Origin of the sequence: Brucella sp. 22210, assembly GCF_052045675.1 — a bacterium.
Taxonomy (GTDB): Bacteria; Pseudomonadota; Alphaproteobacteria; order Rhizobiales; family Rhizobiaceae; genus Brucella.
Window position 1 is genome coordinate 1 of record NZ_JBQEPD010000050.1, and the last position, 15462, is coordinate 15462.

The window sequence follows — 15462 nt, forward strand, 5'->3', positions numbered from 1 at the left end:
TCGAACGGCGCGCCGAAACCCTCGACACGATTGCCGCCGTTTTGCCGATGAACCGGCGCGACATGCTGGCAGGCATTTTGACCGACGAGGATGTCGAGACACTGCGCCATCTGGTCAATGAAGGCATGGGCGAAAACACGCTGCGTGCGCTGACCTCGGATCTGGCCTATCTCGAAGCCTGGTCGCTGGCCGCAACCGGCAATCCCCTCCCCTTCCCGGCGCCCGAAGCCCTGTTGCTGAAATTCGTCGCCCATCATTTGTGGCGGCCACAGCAACGCGAGATCGAACCCGATCACGGCATGCCGGCCGGCGTGGAAGCGGAATTACGCCGAGGCGGATTTTTGCGCGTGTCGGGACCGCATGCGCCGGCGACCGTCCGCCGCCGTCTCGCCAACTGGTCGACGCTGACCCGCTGGCGCGGTCTGGAGGGTGCGTTCTCATCGCCTTCCGTGAAATCGGCAATCCGGCTTGCGGTGCGTGCCCTGAACCGGCCGCGCAGCCGCAAGAGTGCCAATGCTATTACCGGCGATATTCTGGGCAAGCTGCTGGCAACCTGTTCCGGCGAGGATCTCACCGCGCTTCGCGGCCGGGCCATGCTGATGGTAGCCTTTGCCTCAGGCGGGCGTCGTCGCAGCGAAGTCGCTGGCCTGCGCGTGGAACAGCTTGTCAAACAGGCCCCGGTCACCGATGTGGACGGCCCTCCCCTCCCCTCGCTCGGCATTCATCTCGGCCGCACCAAAACCAGTGGCGCCGATCAGGGTGAGATCGTCTATCTGACCGGACGGCCCGTCGAAGCCCTCACCCGCTGGCTGGAAACAGCCAGGATCGACAAGGGCAGTGTGTTTCGAAAAGTAGATCGCTGGGGCAACGTCTCTGCGCGAGCGCTTGAACCCAGCGCCGTCAACCGGATCGTCAAACAACGCGCGCAAATGGCAGGGCTTGATGCCACGGAATTCTCCGCCCACGGCCTGCGCTCCGGCTATCTCACCGAAGCGATGGAACAATCACGCCATCGCTTCGTGCAGCAGGCGTCCGACTATTACAACAATGCCAAGCGGCGCAGTGGACGCGCGTCGCGGCTATTGTAATGAGTAACAGAACATCGTTTATCGCCTCGTCATCTACTTATTAGATGAAGCCTGTCTATGAATAGATATTGCATATGGCGCTTCTTCTGTTGGCAATAAAGCTGTTCCTGATATATAAAATTGCAGTGTATTGGTTGAATGCGCATGAGGGGGCAGTAATGAGGCAGCACTTCACTAAAGATATTTCTTCGCGCGGGTATTCTTCACAGCGCTCACGAAAGTTGGTTTGGTTCGCGTCGACCGCTTATGCGCCAAGCGCCTTACTGACTGCTCTTCTCCCCTTGCAAATCGCACTGATGAGTTTAGTTGGAATCATACCGTCCTGGGCCGATGAATGCAGCATAACTGATACCACTGACTGCGGGGCGCCGGGCGGCCTTGGTGTGCCCGGGCGCAGCGGGGACGGAGGGCGCGGCAATGGCCAAGGCGGCGGTTCCAGTCACATCGGCGGTGATGGTGTAACCATTCAGGATCCCGGTGGTTGGGGAGGAAACGGAACCGGAGGAGCGGGTGCGCAAGGGTGGCGCTGAAACCAGCATTCCGGGATTTGGCAAGTTTAAGGTGAAAGCCAGCCCGGAACGCGAGGGGCGCAATCCGGCGACTGGCGCGGCGATGAAGATTGCAGCTTCGAAGAAGCTGACCTTTACGCCGGCCAAGGCGATCAAGGATGTGCTGAACGGCTAGGTCCTGAATGGCCGCAGCATGTGGCCTGTGCAGAAGATCGATCAGCGCCGCTCCAGGCGACACGGCGCTGACGAATGCCTCCCTAGAAGGGAGGCTCGCCGAAGAAGGGCCCGTAAGCGTCGGCCAAGATGATCGCGTTCCGCGATCGTCTTGGCGAGTTCCGCTTTGATCCACTGGCGCTCGTCGCGATACACCGCATTGCGCAGCTCGGCCCGAAGCTCTTCGATGTGCTGATCGATGGACATTTGGTCGTCTCCTTGGCGTTTGTGAAAGATGACGACCGCGGTCATGGCGGACCGGAGGGGTCAAGGATCGCGTCAGCGACCGGCGGAGCCGGCGAGTGGGGGAGCCGAAATGCGTCAGCATTGTGGGGGGGGGGGGGCCGCTCGTCCTTGAGGCCTTCGGGCTGGCATGGCAGACTTGGACGAACTGAGCAGTTATACCCTGGCTCCCGTTGGCGCCAAAAAGCCGAGAGCAGGCTCGATGCCTGCTGCCGGCTTCCCACGTGCACGAGAGGAACCCCGCCTCGCGGCGGGGCCCTGAGTGGCGATCAATCCCGGTTGGGGCGCGACCAGATCAGCTGCAGGCCTTCCTCGCCTTCAACCTCGACCAGGGTGGCGTAAATCGGAGCAGGGAAGCTTGGATCGTCCAGCTTGACCGAAAGGTCGTCACGGTCGCTCTGTTCGGAGTGCTTCTGCCAGGCGGCGCCGAGCTCGACCGAGCCTGAGTAGATGCGGAAGTGCGGGCCCTTGTCGGAAGGGTTCTCGATGCGCTCGAAGCGAGCCTTGACGTTGAGGTTGAGGGTCTTGATCGAACCGGAGAAGCCGTTGGCGGAGGAGGTGAAGGTGCCGATGGTAGCCATGTGTCTCATTCCTTTTTTTGTCGGGCCGCGCCCATCGCGACCTCGATGACGGTCGTTGGACCGGGGGCGATCGAACCGCACCCGAAGGGCTGAAACGAAGTGGAAGGCGGCCGGGAGCGGCTTTCTTGGTTCGCGAGGAATGGCGGCGCAGCAGCCGGGGGAAGAAAGCCGCGGAGGCCGTTGCGGGGACAAGATCGAAGGGGCAGCGCAGTGCCTCTGGTCTTCGGTCAGACCAGTCACATCGAGGACGCAGGTGGACGTGGCTTTTGCCGAAAGCGGAATGAAGACCGGCATTGCCTCGTCGACGTCATCGCCAAAGTGCGCGATCTTCCAGTGCGATTTCACCACTTCGAAGCCTGGCTGATTTGAACCTTCAGCCAGACACCGCAAAAGGGCACCGCTCCTGAGCGCGAGCGAGAGCGACATGGCAGGCCTTGCGGGAGGATGATGGTTGGTACGCTGCGCATTGCACCGAGATGGTGACATCCGTGCCCGGCTGAGAAACCCTGTCTTCGCTGCCGGTGGCGAGATCGACGTCGCGCACTCGCCTGGTCAGGTCATGCCCCAAATCTGTACCGGCGACCTGAAAGAGCCGAACGGATCGCATGATGCTGGTTGACTTTGTATTCTCAGCTACCATATTATGACAACGACAACCCCGGAGGCTGGTATGGCGCGAGTACATGAAGCATCAGATCTGACGTTCAGCATCCATGCGGATCCGAATTCGCTTCAGGCCGCATTCCTGCGGCGGGCTATGTCGGCATTGGAGCGGATTTCTGCGAATGTATCGGCGAAGACATTGTCTGACGCCCTCGCCGCGCCGACGGATGCCGGTTCGGTGGCACAGCTTCTCAGCAGTTCCGACGTCATCGGAGCGGCAGTGACGGAGCTTGATCCGCTGGTCCCGGCGCTTGCGCGCAATGTCGAACATCGCCAACGCCTCCTCGAACTTGCCGGTGGCGTTCTGTCGGCGGACGAGGCTGGCAGGATTTTAGGGATCACGAGGCAGGCCGTCGACAAGAGGCGACGGGCAAACAGCGTCTTGGCCGTGCGGGAAGGAAGCGACTGGCGTTACCCGGCTTGCCAGTTCAGCGAAGGTGAAGTGATTGCTGGCATTCCTGATGTCGTGCGCAGCTTCGCGGCGGCCGGCCCGTGGGCCGCACTCGACTTTCTGCTTGCTCCAGACACCGCGCTTGGTGGACAATCACCTCTCGATTTGTTGCGCAGTGGCAAGCACGAACTGGTCTTGCGGCTGGTGCGCGCGAATGAGACGGATGGCTTTGCCTGATGGCGGCTAAACGTGCAGGGCAGCGTGGCCCCTCCGGGACTGCCCCGCTGCCGCCCGCCTGGCTCGCCACAAAGCCTCTGCCGGTCGATGTGCTTCCGGCGGGAACGATTCTGCATCGTGTCCATCGTTCGATATTGCCTCCGGTGTTCTTTGGACCGGGGGATGGCAATCCCCCAATCAATCGTTTCGACAGCGGAAGTGGCCGATTTGGCGTTCTCTATCTTGGCTTGGGTCGAGCGGGGGCATTGGCGGAAACGATCCTGCGCAATCCTCAACGTCTGATGGTGGCTGCGTCGGATATCCTGAGCCGAGCGGCAACCGAATTGAGTGTGCAACGCGATCTGCGTATCGTGCGCATGCACGGAACCGGATTGCAGACAGTTGGCACGGACAATGCGATTTCAACCGGGCCCTACGAGCCCTGCGGCCAATGGACTGATGCGCTTTGGGATCACCCTGACCAACCTGACGGGCTGGCCTATCAGTCGAGACATGATCCCAACGAAATTTGCATTGCGTTGTTTGAGCGTCTCGACCTCGCAATGGTGGTGCATCAGACAACGCCGCTGACCGCAATGCCGAAGGTTATTGCAGCGTTGCTTGATCGTTACGGCAAGTCGATATCGCCCGCCGTCTGAATCCGGGAAGAGGAACCGGCTGTTGGGCCTCCGGTGCTTCTTGATACTCACATCTGCTTCGGGCGCAGATTGATCAACCGCATAGCTACTCCGGCGCCGGATCCACCAACAATTATTCTGCGCAAGATGTAGCTACTAGACTTATTCCCCGTAACGTTGCATCGGCACCTAAAAGACTGGTGGCGATCGGTGTGGGAAATTTTAGTTGGATCTGTTGCAAAAATTTCGGCGGAATAAAGCGTGCTAACCGCTGGACGCAACTATGCTGCAAGCGCTGTGAATTGTTGTTTGAGTGAAAGCGGTGCGGTTGATCCGAAATTGCCTTGCAGCTCTCGCATCATGTGAACGAGCTCTATACCTGCGAGCGTGATGCTGGCAGCGGCTTCGGAACGAGCATGGATCGTATCCGTCGTTTGATGCGGCGATGATCCTGTTCGATAGTATTATTCTTGTATTTAGTGGAGCGGATGACGAGGGACCTTCCACCCTGTCGCAACCGGCTCTCGGCATCACTCTGCATGATGGCCGTTCGGTTAGTCTGGCTGCCATCAATAGTGATCTTCTCTGGCCTGCCATGTCGGGCCAAAGCCTTGCGGATAAAGCGTTTGGCAGCCTGCAGGTCTCGGTTTCTGTTGAGCAGGAACTCGACGGTATTGCCGCTGCTGTCGATGGCACGATACAGATAAAGCCATTCGCCTTTGACCCTCACATAGGTCTCATCCAGATTCCAGTTGCGGGTGACCTGACGCTTCTTCCGATTGAAACGCTCAAGCAGCATGGGGCTGAAATGCAGTACCCATCGATGCACGGTCGAGTGATCTATTTCAATGCCGCGCTCAGCCATCATTTCCTTCAGATTACGGAAACTGAGATTGTAAGCCAGGTACCACCTCACACAAAGCAGGATCACTGACTTATCGAAATGGCGACCTTTGAACATCGAATAATCCAGCTTTTTGAAAGCTGGAAATCTATTCACTGCTCGTTGACGAAACGTTTGCAACAGATCCATCGCCGATGGGAACTGAAATGCCGCCACCATCAAATGCAACGTCGCCAACTTCGGCATTGCCGCAGACCCCTGTTCAATAACGCCAAAGCCCTATGGTGAACACCTCATCGCACGACGTTTCGATGGGGGTTCATCAGAAAGCCGCGCTTGCGACCAGCACAAATCAAGTGAACACCCTGTGTCGGATCTAGCGGATGACAAGTGCATAAATGCACAAAACGGACGAGAAAATGGACGCCACAGTGCGGATATGGTTCCAGAATGTCCAGTCTCGCAAGTAGTGTGACCATACCTCCACGCCTTGGGCACTGGAAGGATCGACAACGGCAAGTGCATCATTCAGAGGAACGTTGAACGCTACCGTGCAGATGAACATTCCTAAAAGATAGATAACGCCGCCTGAAATGATCGCAACCGATCCGGGTTGCTGCCACTGGAACAACGCAATGACGGTCAGAATGAGAGCCGCTAGAGTACTTGTAAGAAATAGCGGCATAAAAGGTGACCGGAGGATCACATTGTTGATTGCATTCATCGAAGCAATACCAGCTGGAATTTCAATCCGGCCAAGGGCGCTCATGATAAATGCGGAAAATGCAAAATATACACCGGCCAGCAAACCACTGCCAATTGCCAAGAACCACAGTAGGGCATTGGTGATCCCGTTAATCATGATCGAGCCTCCCAAACTCCTGTTGGAGCGGTGTTGCGTACATAATATCGAACTTCGCTTATCCGCGCCGTGTACCCGATGATGCGATGTCAAGATACACGGCCAGCACTAGAATGCTGCCCTTGATGATCCGCTGCCAGAAAGTATCGACACCGAGCATGGACATACCGTTGTCGATACTTGATATGATAAGCGCGCCGACCAGTGCACCGAGGACAGANGAAGTGCCGCCGATGAAGCAGGAGGCAATGGCATCCAACTCGCCGCCCATACCGGCTGACGGCGTGCCTGCCGCGAGGCGTGAGGTCGTGGTCAGACCGGCGACGGCCGCCATCAGACCCATCAACGCGAAGACCGCCATCTTGACGAAGTTGACATTAACGCCTGAAAAGCGAGTTGCTTCGGTATTGGAGCCGACCGCATAAATATGACGACCGAACACAGTTTGTTTTGCCATAACAGTGAAGACGCCGAGGATCACCAGCAGGATCAGGACCGGCACCGGCACCGGCACGCCTTGATAGCTGTTGAGGATCAGGATGAAACCCAATATCAGGCCACCGATACCAAGAAGCCTCGCGACTTCCATAGCGATAGGAAGCGTCTGGAGGTTGTGCTTGCTCTTGCTGGCGCGCGTACGAAGCGTCATGAGGACAAGCACACCGAACAGCGCAACAGCACTGAGATTGCCAAGCCACCCAGGCAAATAGCCTTGGCCGATATATTTGAATCCTGGCGAGATCGGAGCGATTGTTACGCCGCCCATGATACCGAGCACAATACCGCGAAAGACGAGCTGTCCGCCAAGTGTACGATGAAAGACGGTATGCCGAGATAAGCAGTCAGCCAGCCGTTAAATGCGCCGAGCGCCACACCCAAAACCAGAACCGTCGTGATCGTCGCCCATAGCTGCCAACCGTATACTACGTCAAGAACGGCGGCGATGCCGCCAAGAAGCCCCAGCAGCGCACCGACCGACAGATCAATTTCACCGGCCACGATAACGAACACCATCGCGGATGCGAGCATTCCCGTAATTGCCATCTGGCGCAGCAGATTGGAAAAGTTGCGAGCGGTGAGAAACGGCGAGCGCCCCATTTCAGGATCGTAGGTAAGGATCGCAAACAACGTCCAGATGAGCGCGACCACAATCAGTAAAGCTACGATCTTGTATTCTGCTAAAAACCTTCGGAGGCTTTTGCCCGTCAATGTCATATCATGCACCGGTCAAATTTGAGTGTTTTCGGAAGAAATGCGTAACGACCTGCTCCTAGGAGATTTGTGAGAACGAATAGTTATCGATATCAGGCCGCATGGGTTATGGATTTGCCGATCGCGGCGGCAAGCACCTTTTCCTGAGTGGGATTTACATTGGGGAAATCCCCGTGAAGCCTACCCTCGCCGATTACGAGAACACGGTCGCTAATCCCGAGAACTTCGGGCATTTCGGATGAGACCATCAGTATCGCGACGCCCTGCTTCGCGAGCGCGAAAATCAGTTTGTAGATTTCGTATTTCGCGCCGACGTCGACGCCTCGCGTCGGCTCGTCCAGAATGAGAACCTTTGGATCTGGCAGCATCATCTTCGACAGCACCGCCTTCTGCTGATTGCCACCGGACAAGGAAGAGATTTCCAGCATCGGATCGGCGGTCTTCACCTTGAGGCGCAGAATCTCTCGCTGAATCGTTGCCAGTTCTGCTTCCTTGTCGAGCAATCCGCGGAGGGAAAAGCGATCCAGCACCGAGACGGTCATATTATGACCCACCGGCATGATGGGCAGAATGCCGTTCTTCTTGCGGTCCTCCGGCACCATGCAGATGCCGTGCCGGACCGCATCGCGTGGCGTACGGATATCCAGTTCCCTGCCGTTCAGAAAGACCTGTCCCTCATGTGTCCCAGGCCAGACACCGAACAGGCTGGACACCAGTTCTGTCCGTCCCGCGCCCACAAGGCCGGCGATACCAAGGATCTCTCCGCGCCGAAGCGCAAACGAGACATCGTCAACCACCTTGCGATCAGGATTGGTCTCCTCCCAGCAATTGATGTTGCGCGCCTCGAATACAATTTCGCCGATATCATGCGGCTCGCGCGGAAAGAGATTCTTCATCTCGCGCCCCACCATCATGGTAATAATGGCTGGCGTACTCAGTTCCGCCATCGGCACGGTAGCAACATGAGTCCCCTCGCGAAGGACTGTCACCGTGTCAGAAGTTTCTGCCACCTCATCCAGCTTATGGGAAATGTAGACACAGGCCATTCCTTGCGCCTTGAAGTCCTTGATGAGATCAAGAAGAACGCCCGTTTCGGATGCAGTCAGCGCCGATGTGGGCTCATCGAGAATAAGTAGCTTCGCATTCTTGTCAATCGCTTTAGCGATCTCGATCAGTTGCTGTTTGCCGCCCGTATAATGATAGACCGGAAGTGCTACATTGATGTCGTGGATTTTGAGGCGCGCCAGTAGTTCCGTCGCACGCGCATTCATCTGGTCATAATCGATGAAACCTCCGCTCGTCGGCTCCGAACCCAGAAATATATTTTCCGCAACCGACAGATGCGGCACCATCATCAGTTCCTGATGTATGATAACGATACCCGCGGCTTCTGTACCGCGAATACCTGTGGCTTTCAGCTCATGGCCCTCCCACAAAATCTCGCCGGTCCAGGTACCATAGGGATAGACGCCTGAAAGCACTTTCATCAGCGTGGATTTACCCGCACCGTTCTCACCGCAAAGGCCGACACACTCGCTCGGCACTGTAACGTTAACTTTGTTGTAAAGCTCAGCGGTAGATAAGATGGCATGCACGACCATCGCTCCTCGCTTTACCACCGCCATCGCTTTCCGCCTGAGATTATTGCCGAAGCAGTATGGCTGTATTTCCGGTTTCCGCTGAGCCTTCGCATGGTCGAAGACATGCTGGCATACAGAGGGATCATCGTCACCCACAAGACAGTGCGCGAGTGGGCTGAAAAGTTTGAACAAGACTACTGCCAATACAATCCGTCGTCGTACACCGCGCCTTGGTGACAAATGGCATCTCGATGAGGCTGTCGTGACAATCAATGGTAAGCGGCACTTTCTGTGGCGCGCCGTTGATCAGGATGGCTTTGTGCTTGAAGTGCTGGTCCAGAAACGCCGCGATACCAAGGCCGCCAGACGCTTCATTCGGAAATTGCTGTCAGGTCAGGGCACAGTTCCTCGCGTCATGGTCACTGACAAACTGGGCTCTTATGGTGCCGCCAAATTCTTGTTCCGCCCCCAACTCGTCGATTGCGGCCGGCGCCAATGCCAGCGTAGTCGTTTTTCAATCTCTGGCGCATATTTCTGCACCCAGCGATAGATAGTGGAATGATCAACAGGCACGCCCCGTTCACCCATCATCTGTTCAAGATCCCGGTAGCTGATCCCATAGCGGCAGTACCAGCGGACAGCCCAAAGAATAATTTCTCCCTGAAAATGACGCCACTTGAAATCGCTCATGAACAGCCTCGCTGAAAACCTTCGGCGTTCTTTCCCCGATCTGTCGATTTTTTGCAACAGAGCCCTTTTCACCGCGGGTTATGCAGATATCGGCGCGCAATTCGAATGAGAACAACGCTACTGACACCGATAAGTCCTCCGACGACAACGTTTGCAATTCGTTCGCTTGCAACTATAGCGCTTTGTCCAGCGACCGTGATGCCGACTGCAATTAGCGCGCAACGGGCGGTAAAGCCAAATAAATAGCGTTTGAAAGCCAGCAATGTGAGTAATGTTGCTGCCACATCCAAGCCTAAGATAGAGCTTGTGTGTGGGAGAATAATTCCCGCACCAACTCCCATTGGAACGCCGATCATGGCACCGAGGGTACGGTTGCCCAGCTTCCAATATTCTGTTCCCGCCTCGGTGGTAACAACGCTTGCAGCGGACCAGACCAACCATTGTCCGTGGTCGAGCGAAAATCTGGCTGCCATGAAGGCAGAAAACCCGACGGCTAATGCAGCTGCAAGACAAGGTTCAGTCGTTAGACGTCGTTCCCCGAAGTCTTTTTTGAAGGAGAGGCAATAGGACGTTGTCTGCTTGTATACGGCCAGACAGGCTGTCGGCATAATGCCTATTATGATTTTGAGTAAGGATGCTTCCAAATCTGCGACCTGGAAGCTTACTTCGCCAGTGATCGTCATTTCGCTGGCTAGCTGTTTGGTCCCAGCATGTGATGGTGTAGTTTGACGATAAAGGCCTCTGGCTTTGATTTCCAAAGTTCCTGAATGGCTTCATAGGGTGTCTTGAACTTCAAGGCTTTGAGTTGTTTGGCAAAGTTGTATGCAGTCAGCCAATCACGCACATGCCGGCGCATTTCGTTGATCGAGCTGTAGTGAAAGGATTTGACGGTCGCTTCCTTGATCGTCCGCACCATCCGCTCCGCCTGACCGTTGGTCCACGGATGATAAGGTTTTGTCAGCCGGTGCTCAATGCCGTTTTCAAGAGCGACCCGCCCAAAGATATGTGGGAAAGTGAGGCTTGTACCTTGCTCCCGCTGAATAAATTGCACGCCATTATCCGTCAGGATTGTATGGATCCTGTAGGGGACGGTTCTAATCAATGACTTCAGGAACCCGGCTGCCGCCAATTTAGTGGCCTTACGATATATACGGGCGAACACCAGCTTGCTGGTCCGATCAACCGCAACAAAGAGAAAGCCTTTGCCGCCTTCATAGCGGAGCTCGGCAATGTCAATGTGGAAGTAGCCAATCTCGTAGTCTTTGAACTTCCTGGGCTTTTCCCGGTCGCCTCTCGGCAGACGAGATATGCCGTGGCGTTGTAGGCATCGGTGCAGCGAAGAACGCGTCAAATGCGGGATGACATCCTTGAGCGCAATATAGACATCGTCCAACGGTAACCGTGCCTGGACCCGCAGCGCTACGATCGCAGCCTCTTCAACTGGCGTCAAAACCGTACTGCGGCGCTCTTTCGGACCCATTGGCATATCTTCGACAGAACGCCTCTTGCGCCACTTCAGGACCGTTTTCTCGTTGATCCCGAACCGCGCGGCGAGCTGCGCGGCCGAAGCTTTCGATCGCTGTAGTTCTGCTCGAATGGCGTGCGTGGTCTTGGCGCTGCCGTGGAGAATTTGGCCCATAGCTCCCTCCGCTGTGTCGGTGACAATTCTACACCATCACATGCTGGGACCAAACAGCTAGCGCTCGTGGACAAAGGGTATGCATAGTTTGACTGCAGCGATTGCGACGAAACCGAGGTAGGATTCCTTGGTCTTGTCATAGCGGTTCGCAACGCGCCGCCAGTTCTTGAGCTTGTTGAAGAGGCGCTCGATCTGATTACGCCATTTGTATTTGGCTTTGTCGTGCGGGATTGGTTGACGTCTGTTGCTTTTTGTCGGAATGACGGCCTCGATGTTGGCGCTGGCGATCTCGTCGCGAATGGCGTCAGCGTCATAACCCTTGTCGGCGAGGAACGCCTCGATCTGGTCGGAGATCATCCGGAATAACGGCGCGAAGCCTTGGGTATCATGCGTTTGTCCGGGCGTCAGGACGAAGCCGAGCGGTCGGCCTTTCGCATCGCACCGGGCATGGAGTTTGGTTGTGAAACCGCCGCGCGATCGGCCAAGCGCCTCGGTCTCTTGAGTCCCCTTTTTATGCCGACTGCACAATGGTGTGCCCGGACGACAGTGCTGTCGATCATGTCGGCACTGCGATCCCGTTCCACCAGTTCGGCCAGTGTCTCAAGCATTGCCTCGAAAACACCGGTCTCGACCCAGCGTCGATATCGGCGGAAGACGCTGTTCCACTTGCCGTATTCATCAGGCAGATGCCGCCATTGCGCTCCTGTGCGCGCCATCCACAGCATGCCTTCGAAATAACGCCGATTGTCCTGAGCAGGGCGGCATCCACGCCCACTTTCAGCAGGTAGAAGCGGACTGATTACCGACCATTCCTCGTCTGTCAAACCTATCCGTTCGCCCAAAGCAGCCTCCAAATGGCAGCCTTGAATCAAAAAACGATTCCGCAGTCAACCTTTGTCCACGAGCGCTAGATAGAGAGCTGGAATAAAGGTAAAGTTACCAATAGAGCGCAAGGCTTCTCCCTGCGCAGCTATTTTGATAGACATATATGCCATTGCTATGCACAGGGCAATAAACAGATCAGGCAATTCCATGACGCGAGCGAAAGCCAGCATCACAAAGCCCACACCGATGGCCGTGCCGTGCAACAGCACGCCCATCAAGCTGAGCCCAAGTTTATCCCAGACTATAATGGTACATATGCAAACTAGCCCTGCGATGGAAATCCAATGAATATTGTTGGTAATTAGATAAATCGCAACAAAGGGCGATATTGCGACGCAAGCCAGCACGAGCCGCGTCCAACAAATTTCCTCAGCGAATTTATCCCATAAGAAGATAGGTCGCATCAAAGCTTGTTGAGTTCTTCGACTGTGACAATAGTCGCAATAGTGGAGAGCATTTTCATGGAAGCCCGGTGTTCTTCCTCGGAGGCTGCAGCACAGGCATCCTCGATCACGACAACCCGATAGTCGCGATCATGCGCATCGCGTACTGTCGACTGTACCGCCCAGGTGGAACTTACTCCTGTCACAACAAGTCTCTCGATCAAATTGGCGCGCAGCAATGGCTCAAGAGACGTCCCGTAAAATGCGCTTACCCGAGGCTTTGTGATAACAACATCGCTCGGGTCTAGGTGAAGATCCGGATGAAACTCTGTGCCAGTCTTTCCAAGTTCTAAAGCGCGGAATTCGTGTGCACGTCCAAACATTGGGGAATGCTTCGGTTGTTCATTATAGCCGGATGAAAACCCAACCTTGACATGGATAACCAACCAATGTTTTTCACGAGCAATTTCAAAAGCACGGTTGGCCTTTGCGATGATATCACGCTCCATAGCATGTTGAGCCGAACGGGCAATTTTGCCATCCGGATGCATGATATCCACGATGTAATCCAAAGCGATAATTGCTGTTTTCATTTCTTATCTCGTCTTTCGTTTTCATTCCCGATTGTGGCCAGTTTTTCGATAAGTTCACCGGCATTAAAGAGGGTGGCTTGTTCGGTCTTGGTCAGATGGGCGGAGATATTTCTAGCGAGCCAGCTTTCCCTATGCGCTCGATTACGCTGCAGAACGCTTTGACCTTCGCTTGTGAGACTAATTCGGGACATGCGTTTGTCTGAGGGTTCAGGCCGCTTGATGACATACCCTACTTCTTGCAGCTTTCGAAGAAGAGCCGCGAGGTTTGAGCTTCTCAATCCTTCCGCTTCAGCGAGGGCGGCTGGGTTTATATCACTACCCAATCGATCAATTGCTCCAAGAAGGGACAAAAGCGAGAATGGGATTTCCGGCAAATCAGCCTCCCGTCGCATGCGCCGTACCAAAGCCATGAGCTGTACGCGAAGGATTGCAGATTGCTCTTCGAGATTTAGTGGATCACAAGTCATATATCTATGATAACATAGCTATGTCAACATAGCAATATGCCGCCGACCTTCGTTGCAAGGCTGATGACCATGATAACGATTTCGGGCACTGTAACGTTAACTTTGTCGTAAAGCTCAGCGGTAGATAAGATGGCATGCACGACCGTCGCTCCTTGCTTTACCACCGCCATCGCTTTCCGCCTGAGATTATTGCCGAAGCAGTATGGCTGTCTTTCCGACCTGGTGAGGCCTTCCAGTTCGATTGGAGTGAGGACTACGCCGTAATCGGCGGCGAGCGCACGAAGCTCCAGGTCGCACATATCAAACTATCCCACAGTCGGGCTTTTCTGGTCAGGGCCTACTTGTTGCAAACACACGAGATGCTCTTTGACGCACACTGGCACGGCTTCCGTGTCTTCGGCGGCGTGCCTGGTCGTGGGATTTACGATAACATGAAGACAGCGGTCGATCGTGTGGGCCGCGGCAAGGAGCGACAGGTCAACATGCGCTTCCTCGCGATGACGAACCATTACGTCTTTGCACCTGAGTTCTGCAATCCAGCGGCCGGTTGGGAAAAGGGTCAGGTCGAGAAGAACGTCCAGGATGCCCGACCACGCTTGTGGCAACAGATGCCAGACTTTCCAAATCTGATGGCGTTGAATGACTGGCTGGAGCAACATTGCCAAGAGCTGTGGCGGGACACGGCGCATGGCACCTTGCCCGGTTCTATCGCAGACGTTTGGGCCGACGAGCGAGCAGCATTGATGGCATTGCCAACTGCATTTGACGGCTTCGTTGAGCAGAGCAAGCGCGTCTCACCAACATGCCTGATTACCTTCGAGCGGAACCGCTACAGCGTGCCTGCATCATTTGCAAACCGGCCCGTCAGCCTGCGGATATATCCCGAGCGCCTGGTCGTTGCGGCCGAGGGAAACATTCTATGTGAACACGCGCGGGTCATCGAGCGCAGCCACAGGCTACCTCGGACAATCTATGATTGGCGACATTACTTGACGGTCATCCAGCGCAAGCCCGGTGCCCTGCGCAATGGTGCTCCCTTCCTGGAATTGCCGTTTGCCTTTCGACAACTACAGAATCAGATGCTTCGCCGCCCCGGTGGTGATCGTGAGATGGCCGATATCCTTGCCCTCGTCCTTCATCACGACGAACAGGTTGTCGTCAGGGCTGTAGAACTGGCTTTGGATCAAGGCGTGGCAACCAAAACGCATGTACTGAATCTTCTGCACCGTCTGATCGACGGCAAGACGAACGAGGGTCCCGACGTCGATACGCCACAGGCATTGACCTTGCTGCGTGAACCCAAGGCCAATGTAGAACGCTACGATGGCTTGCGCGTCCGGATCGTGGGAGGTCGCCATGCGTCATGATCCTGCCAGCGCGGCCGTCGTTATCATGCTCCGTAGCCTGAAGATGTATGGCATGGCGCAAGCCGTCACAGACTTGATCGAGCAAGGTGCTCCAGCTTTTGACGCAGCCGTGCCGATCCTCTCCCAGTTGCTGAAAGCCGAGATGGCCGAGCGCGAGGTCCGCTCCATCGCCTATCATATGAAGGCTGCACGCTTCCCGGCCTACAAGGATATCTCTGGATACGACTTTGCCGCCAGCGAGATCAACGAAGCGACGGTGCGCCAGTTGCACAGATGCGAGTTCATTGACGGAGCGCAGAATATCGTGCTCGTCGGCGGACCGGGCACAGGCAAAACCCACGTGGCGACGGCCCTTGGCATCCAGGCTATCGAACATCACCGTCGAAAAGTCCGCTTCT

The 15462-nt window shown here is 55.7% G+C and carries 12 protein-coding genes and 8 pseudogenes; 7 read left to right on the forward strand and 13 right to left on the reverse strand.

Annotated elements, in window-relative coordinates; translation table 11 throughout:
• Positions 1-1088: integrase (locus ACTJKP_RS24505; protein ID WP_440632532.1), on the forward strand; the 1088-nt coding region annotated here is incomplete at its 5' end.
• A gap of 522 nt (positions 1089-1610) precedes the next feature.
• Positions 1611-1772 (forward strand): annotated as a pseudogene (locus tag ACTJKP_RS24510) (HU family DNA-binding protein); the annotation flags it as partial.
• Positions 1773-1813: 41 nt separating this feature from the next.
• Here the strand turns inward: ACTJKP_RS24510 and ACTJKP_RS24515 are convergent.
• Both ACTJKP_RS24515 and ACTJKP_RS24520 read right to left on the reverse strand, forming a co-directional pair.
• Positions 1814-2017, reverse strand: a complete 204-nt coding sequence (locus ACTJKP_RS24515; RefSeq protein ID WP_440632533.1) for a hypothetical protein — start codon at positions 2015-2017, stop codon at positions 1814-1816.
• Positions 2018-2322: 305 nt separating this feature from the next.
• Complete coding sequence (locus tag ACTJKP_RS24520; RefSeq protein ID WP_440632534.1) at positions 2323-2634, reverse strand: DUF736 domain-containing protein; 312 nt, start codon at positions 2632-2634, stop codon at positions 2323-2325.
• Between the two features lie 670 nt (positions 2635-3304).
• On the opposite strand from ACTJKP_RS24520, the gene ACTJKP_RS24525 reads away from it, so the two are divergent.
• Together ACTJKP_RS24525 and ACTJKP_RS24530 are read left to right on the forward strand one after the other, a co-directional pair.
• Positions 3305-3925: a DNA-binding protein gene (locus ACTJKP_RS24525; RefSeq protein WP_440632535.1), complete on the forward strand. Its 621-nt coding sequence runs from the start codon at positions 3305-3307 to the stop codon at positions 3923-3925.
• Positions 3925-4563 carry an RES family NAD+ phosphorylase gene (locus ACTJKP_RS24530; protein ID WP_440632536.1) on the forward strand — a complete coding sequence of 213 codons (639 nt, stop codon included), beginning with the start codon at positions 3925-3927 and terminating at the stop codon, positions 4561-4563. Before ACTJKP_RS24525 ends, ACTJKP_RS24530 begins: the two co-directional genes overlap by 1 nt.
• A gap of 260 nt (positions 4564-4823) precedes the next feature.
• Here ACTJKP_RS24530 and ACTJKP_RS24535 read toward each other — a convergent pair.
• From ACTJKP_RS24535 to ACTJKP_RS24550, 4 genes and pseudogenes are all read right to left on the reverse strand, one after another.
• Positions 4824-5503: pseudogene (locus ACTJKP_RS24535) on the reverse strand (IS6 family transposase).
• 259 nt (positions 5504-5762) lie between these two features.
• Positions 5763-6248: an anthrone oxygenase family protein gene (locus ACTJKP_RS24540; protein WP_440632537.1), complete on the reverse strand. Its 486-nt coding sequence runs from the start codon at positions 6246-6248 to the stop codon at positions 5763-5765.
• Positions 6249-6306: 58 nt separating this feature from the next.
• Positions 6307-7463 (reverse strand): annotated as a pseudogene (locus ACTJKP_RS24545) (sugar ABC transporter permease).
• Between the two features lie 89 nt (positions 7464-7552).
• A pseudogene (locus ACTJKP_RS24550) lies at positions 7553-8998 on the reverse strand (xylose ABC transporter ATP-binding protein); the annotation flags it as partial.
• Positions 8999-9049: 51 nt separating this feature from the next.
• On the opposite strand from ACTJKP_RS24550, the pseudogene ACTJKP_RS24555 reads away from it, so the two are divergent.
• A pseudogene (locus ACTJKP_RS24555) lies at positions 9050-9494 on the forward strand (IS6 family transposase); the annotation flags it as partial.
• 14 nt (positions 9495-9508) lie between these two features.
• On the opposite strand, the pseudogene ACTJKP_RS24560 reads toward ACTJKP_RS24555, so the two are convergent.
• From ACTJKP_RS24560 to ACTJKP_RS24590, 7 genes and pseudogenes are all read right to left on the reverse strand, one after another.
• Positions 9509-9730: pseudogene (locus tag ACTJKP_RS24560) on the reverse strand (IS6 family transposase); the annotation flags it as partial.
• 68 nt (positions 9731-9798) lie between these two features.
• Positions 9799-10413 (reverse strand): FUSC family protein, encoded by a 615-nt coding sequence (locus ACTJKP_RS24565; RefSeq protein ID WP_440632538.1) that lies wholly within the window; start codon positions 10411-10413, stop codon positions 9799-9801.
• A gap of 8 nt (positions 10414-10421) precedes the next feature.
• Positions 10422-11369 (reverse strand): IS481 family transposase, encoded by a 948-nt coding sequence (locus ACTJKP_RS24570; protein ID WP_440632539.1) that lies wholly within the window; start codon positions 11367-11369, stop codon positions 10422-10424.
• A 57-nt stretch (positions 11370-11426) separates the two neighbouring features.
• Positions 11427-12241 (reverse strand): annotated as a pseudogene (locus ACTJKP_RS24575) (IS5 family transposase).
• 15 nt (positions 12242-12256) lie between these two features.
• Positions 12257-12469, reverse strand: coding sequence for a hypothetical protein (locus ACTJKP_RS24580; protein ID WP_440632540.1), 213 nt, complete (start codon positions 12467-12469; stop codon positions 12257-12259).
• Between the two features lie 188 nt (positions 12470-12657).
• The gene (locus ACTJKP_RS24585; RefSeq protein WP_440632541.1) at positions 12658-13230 is read right to left on the reverse strand and encodes a cysteine hydrolase family protein; all 573 of its coding nucleotides are present in this window, start codon (positions 13228-13230) and stop codon (positions 12658-12660) included.
• Complete coding sequence (locus ACTJKP_RS24590; RefSeq protein ID WP_440632542.1) at positions 13227-13604, reverse strand: MarR family winged helix-turn-helix transcriptional regulator; 378 nt, start codon at positions 13602-13604, stop codon at positions 13227-13229. Before ACTJKP_RS24590 ends, ACTJKP_RS24585 begins: the two co-directional genes overlap by 4 nt.
• A 299-nt stretch (positions 13605-13903) precedes the next feature.
• Here ACTJKP_RS24590 and istA point away from each other — a divergent pair.
• Together istA and ACTJKP_RS24600 are read left to right on the forward strand one after the other, a co-directional pair.
• Positions 13904-15064, forward strand: a pseudogene (gene istA, locus ACTJKP_RS24595) (IS21 family transposase); the annotation flags it as partial.
• A partial coding sequence (locus ACTJKP_RS24600) for an ATP-binding protein (RefSeq protein ID WP_440632543.1) occupies positions 15054-15462 on the forward strand: 409 nt, incomplete at its 3' end. The pseudogene istA and the gene ACTJKP_RS24600, both read left to right, overlap by 11 nt.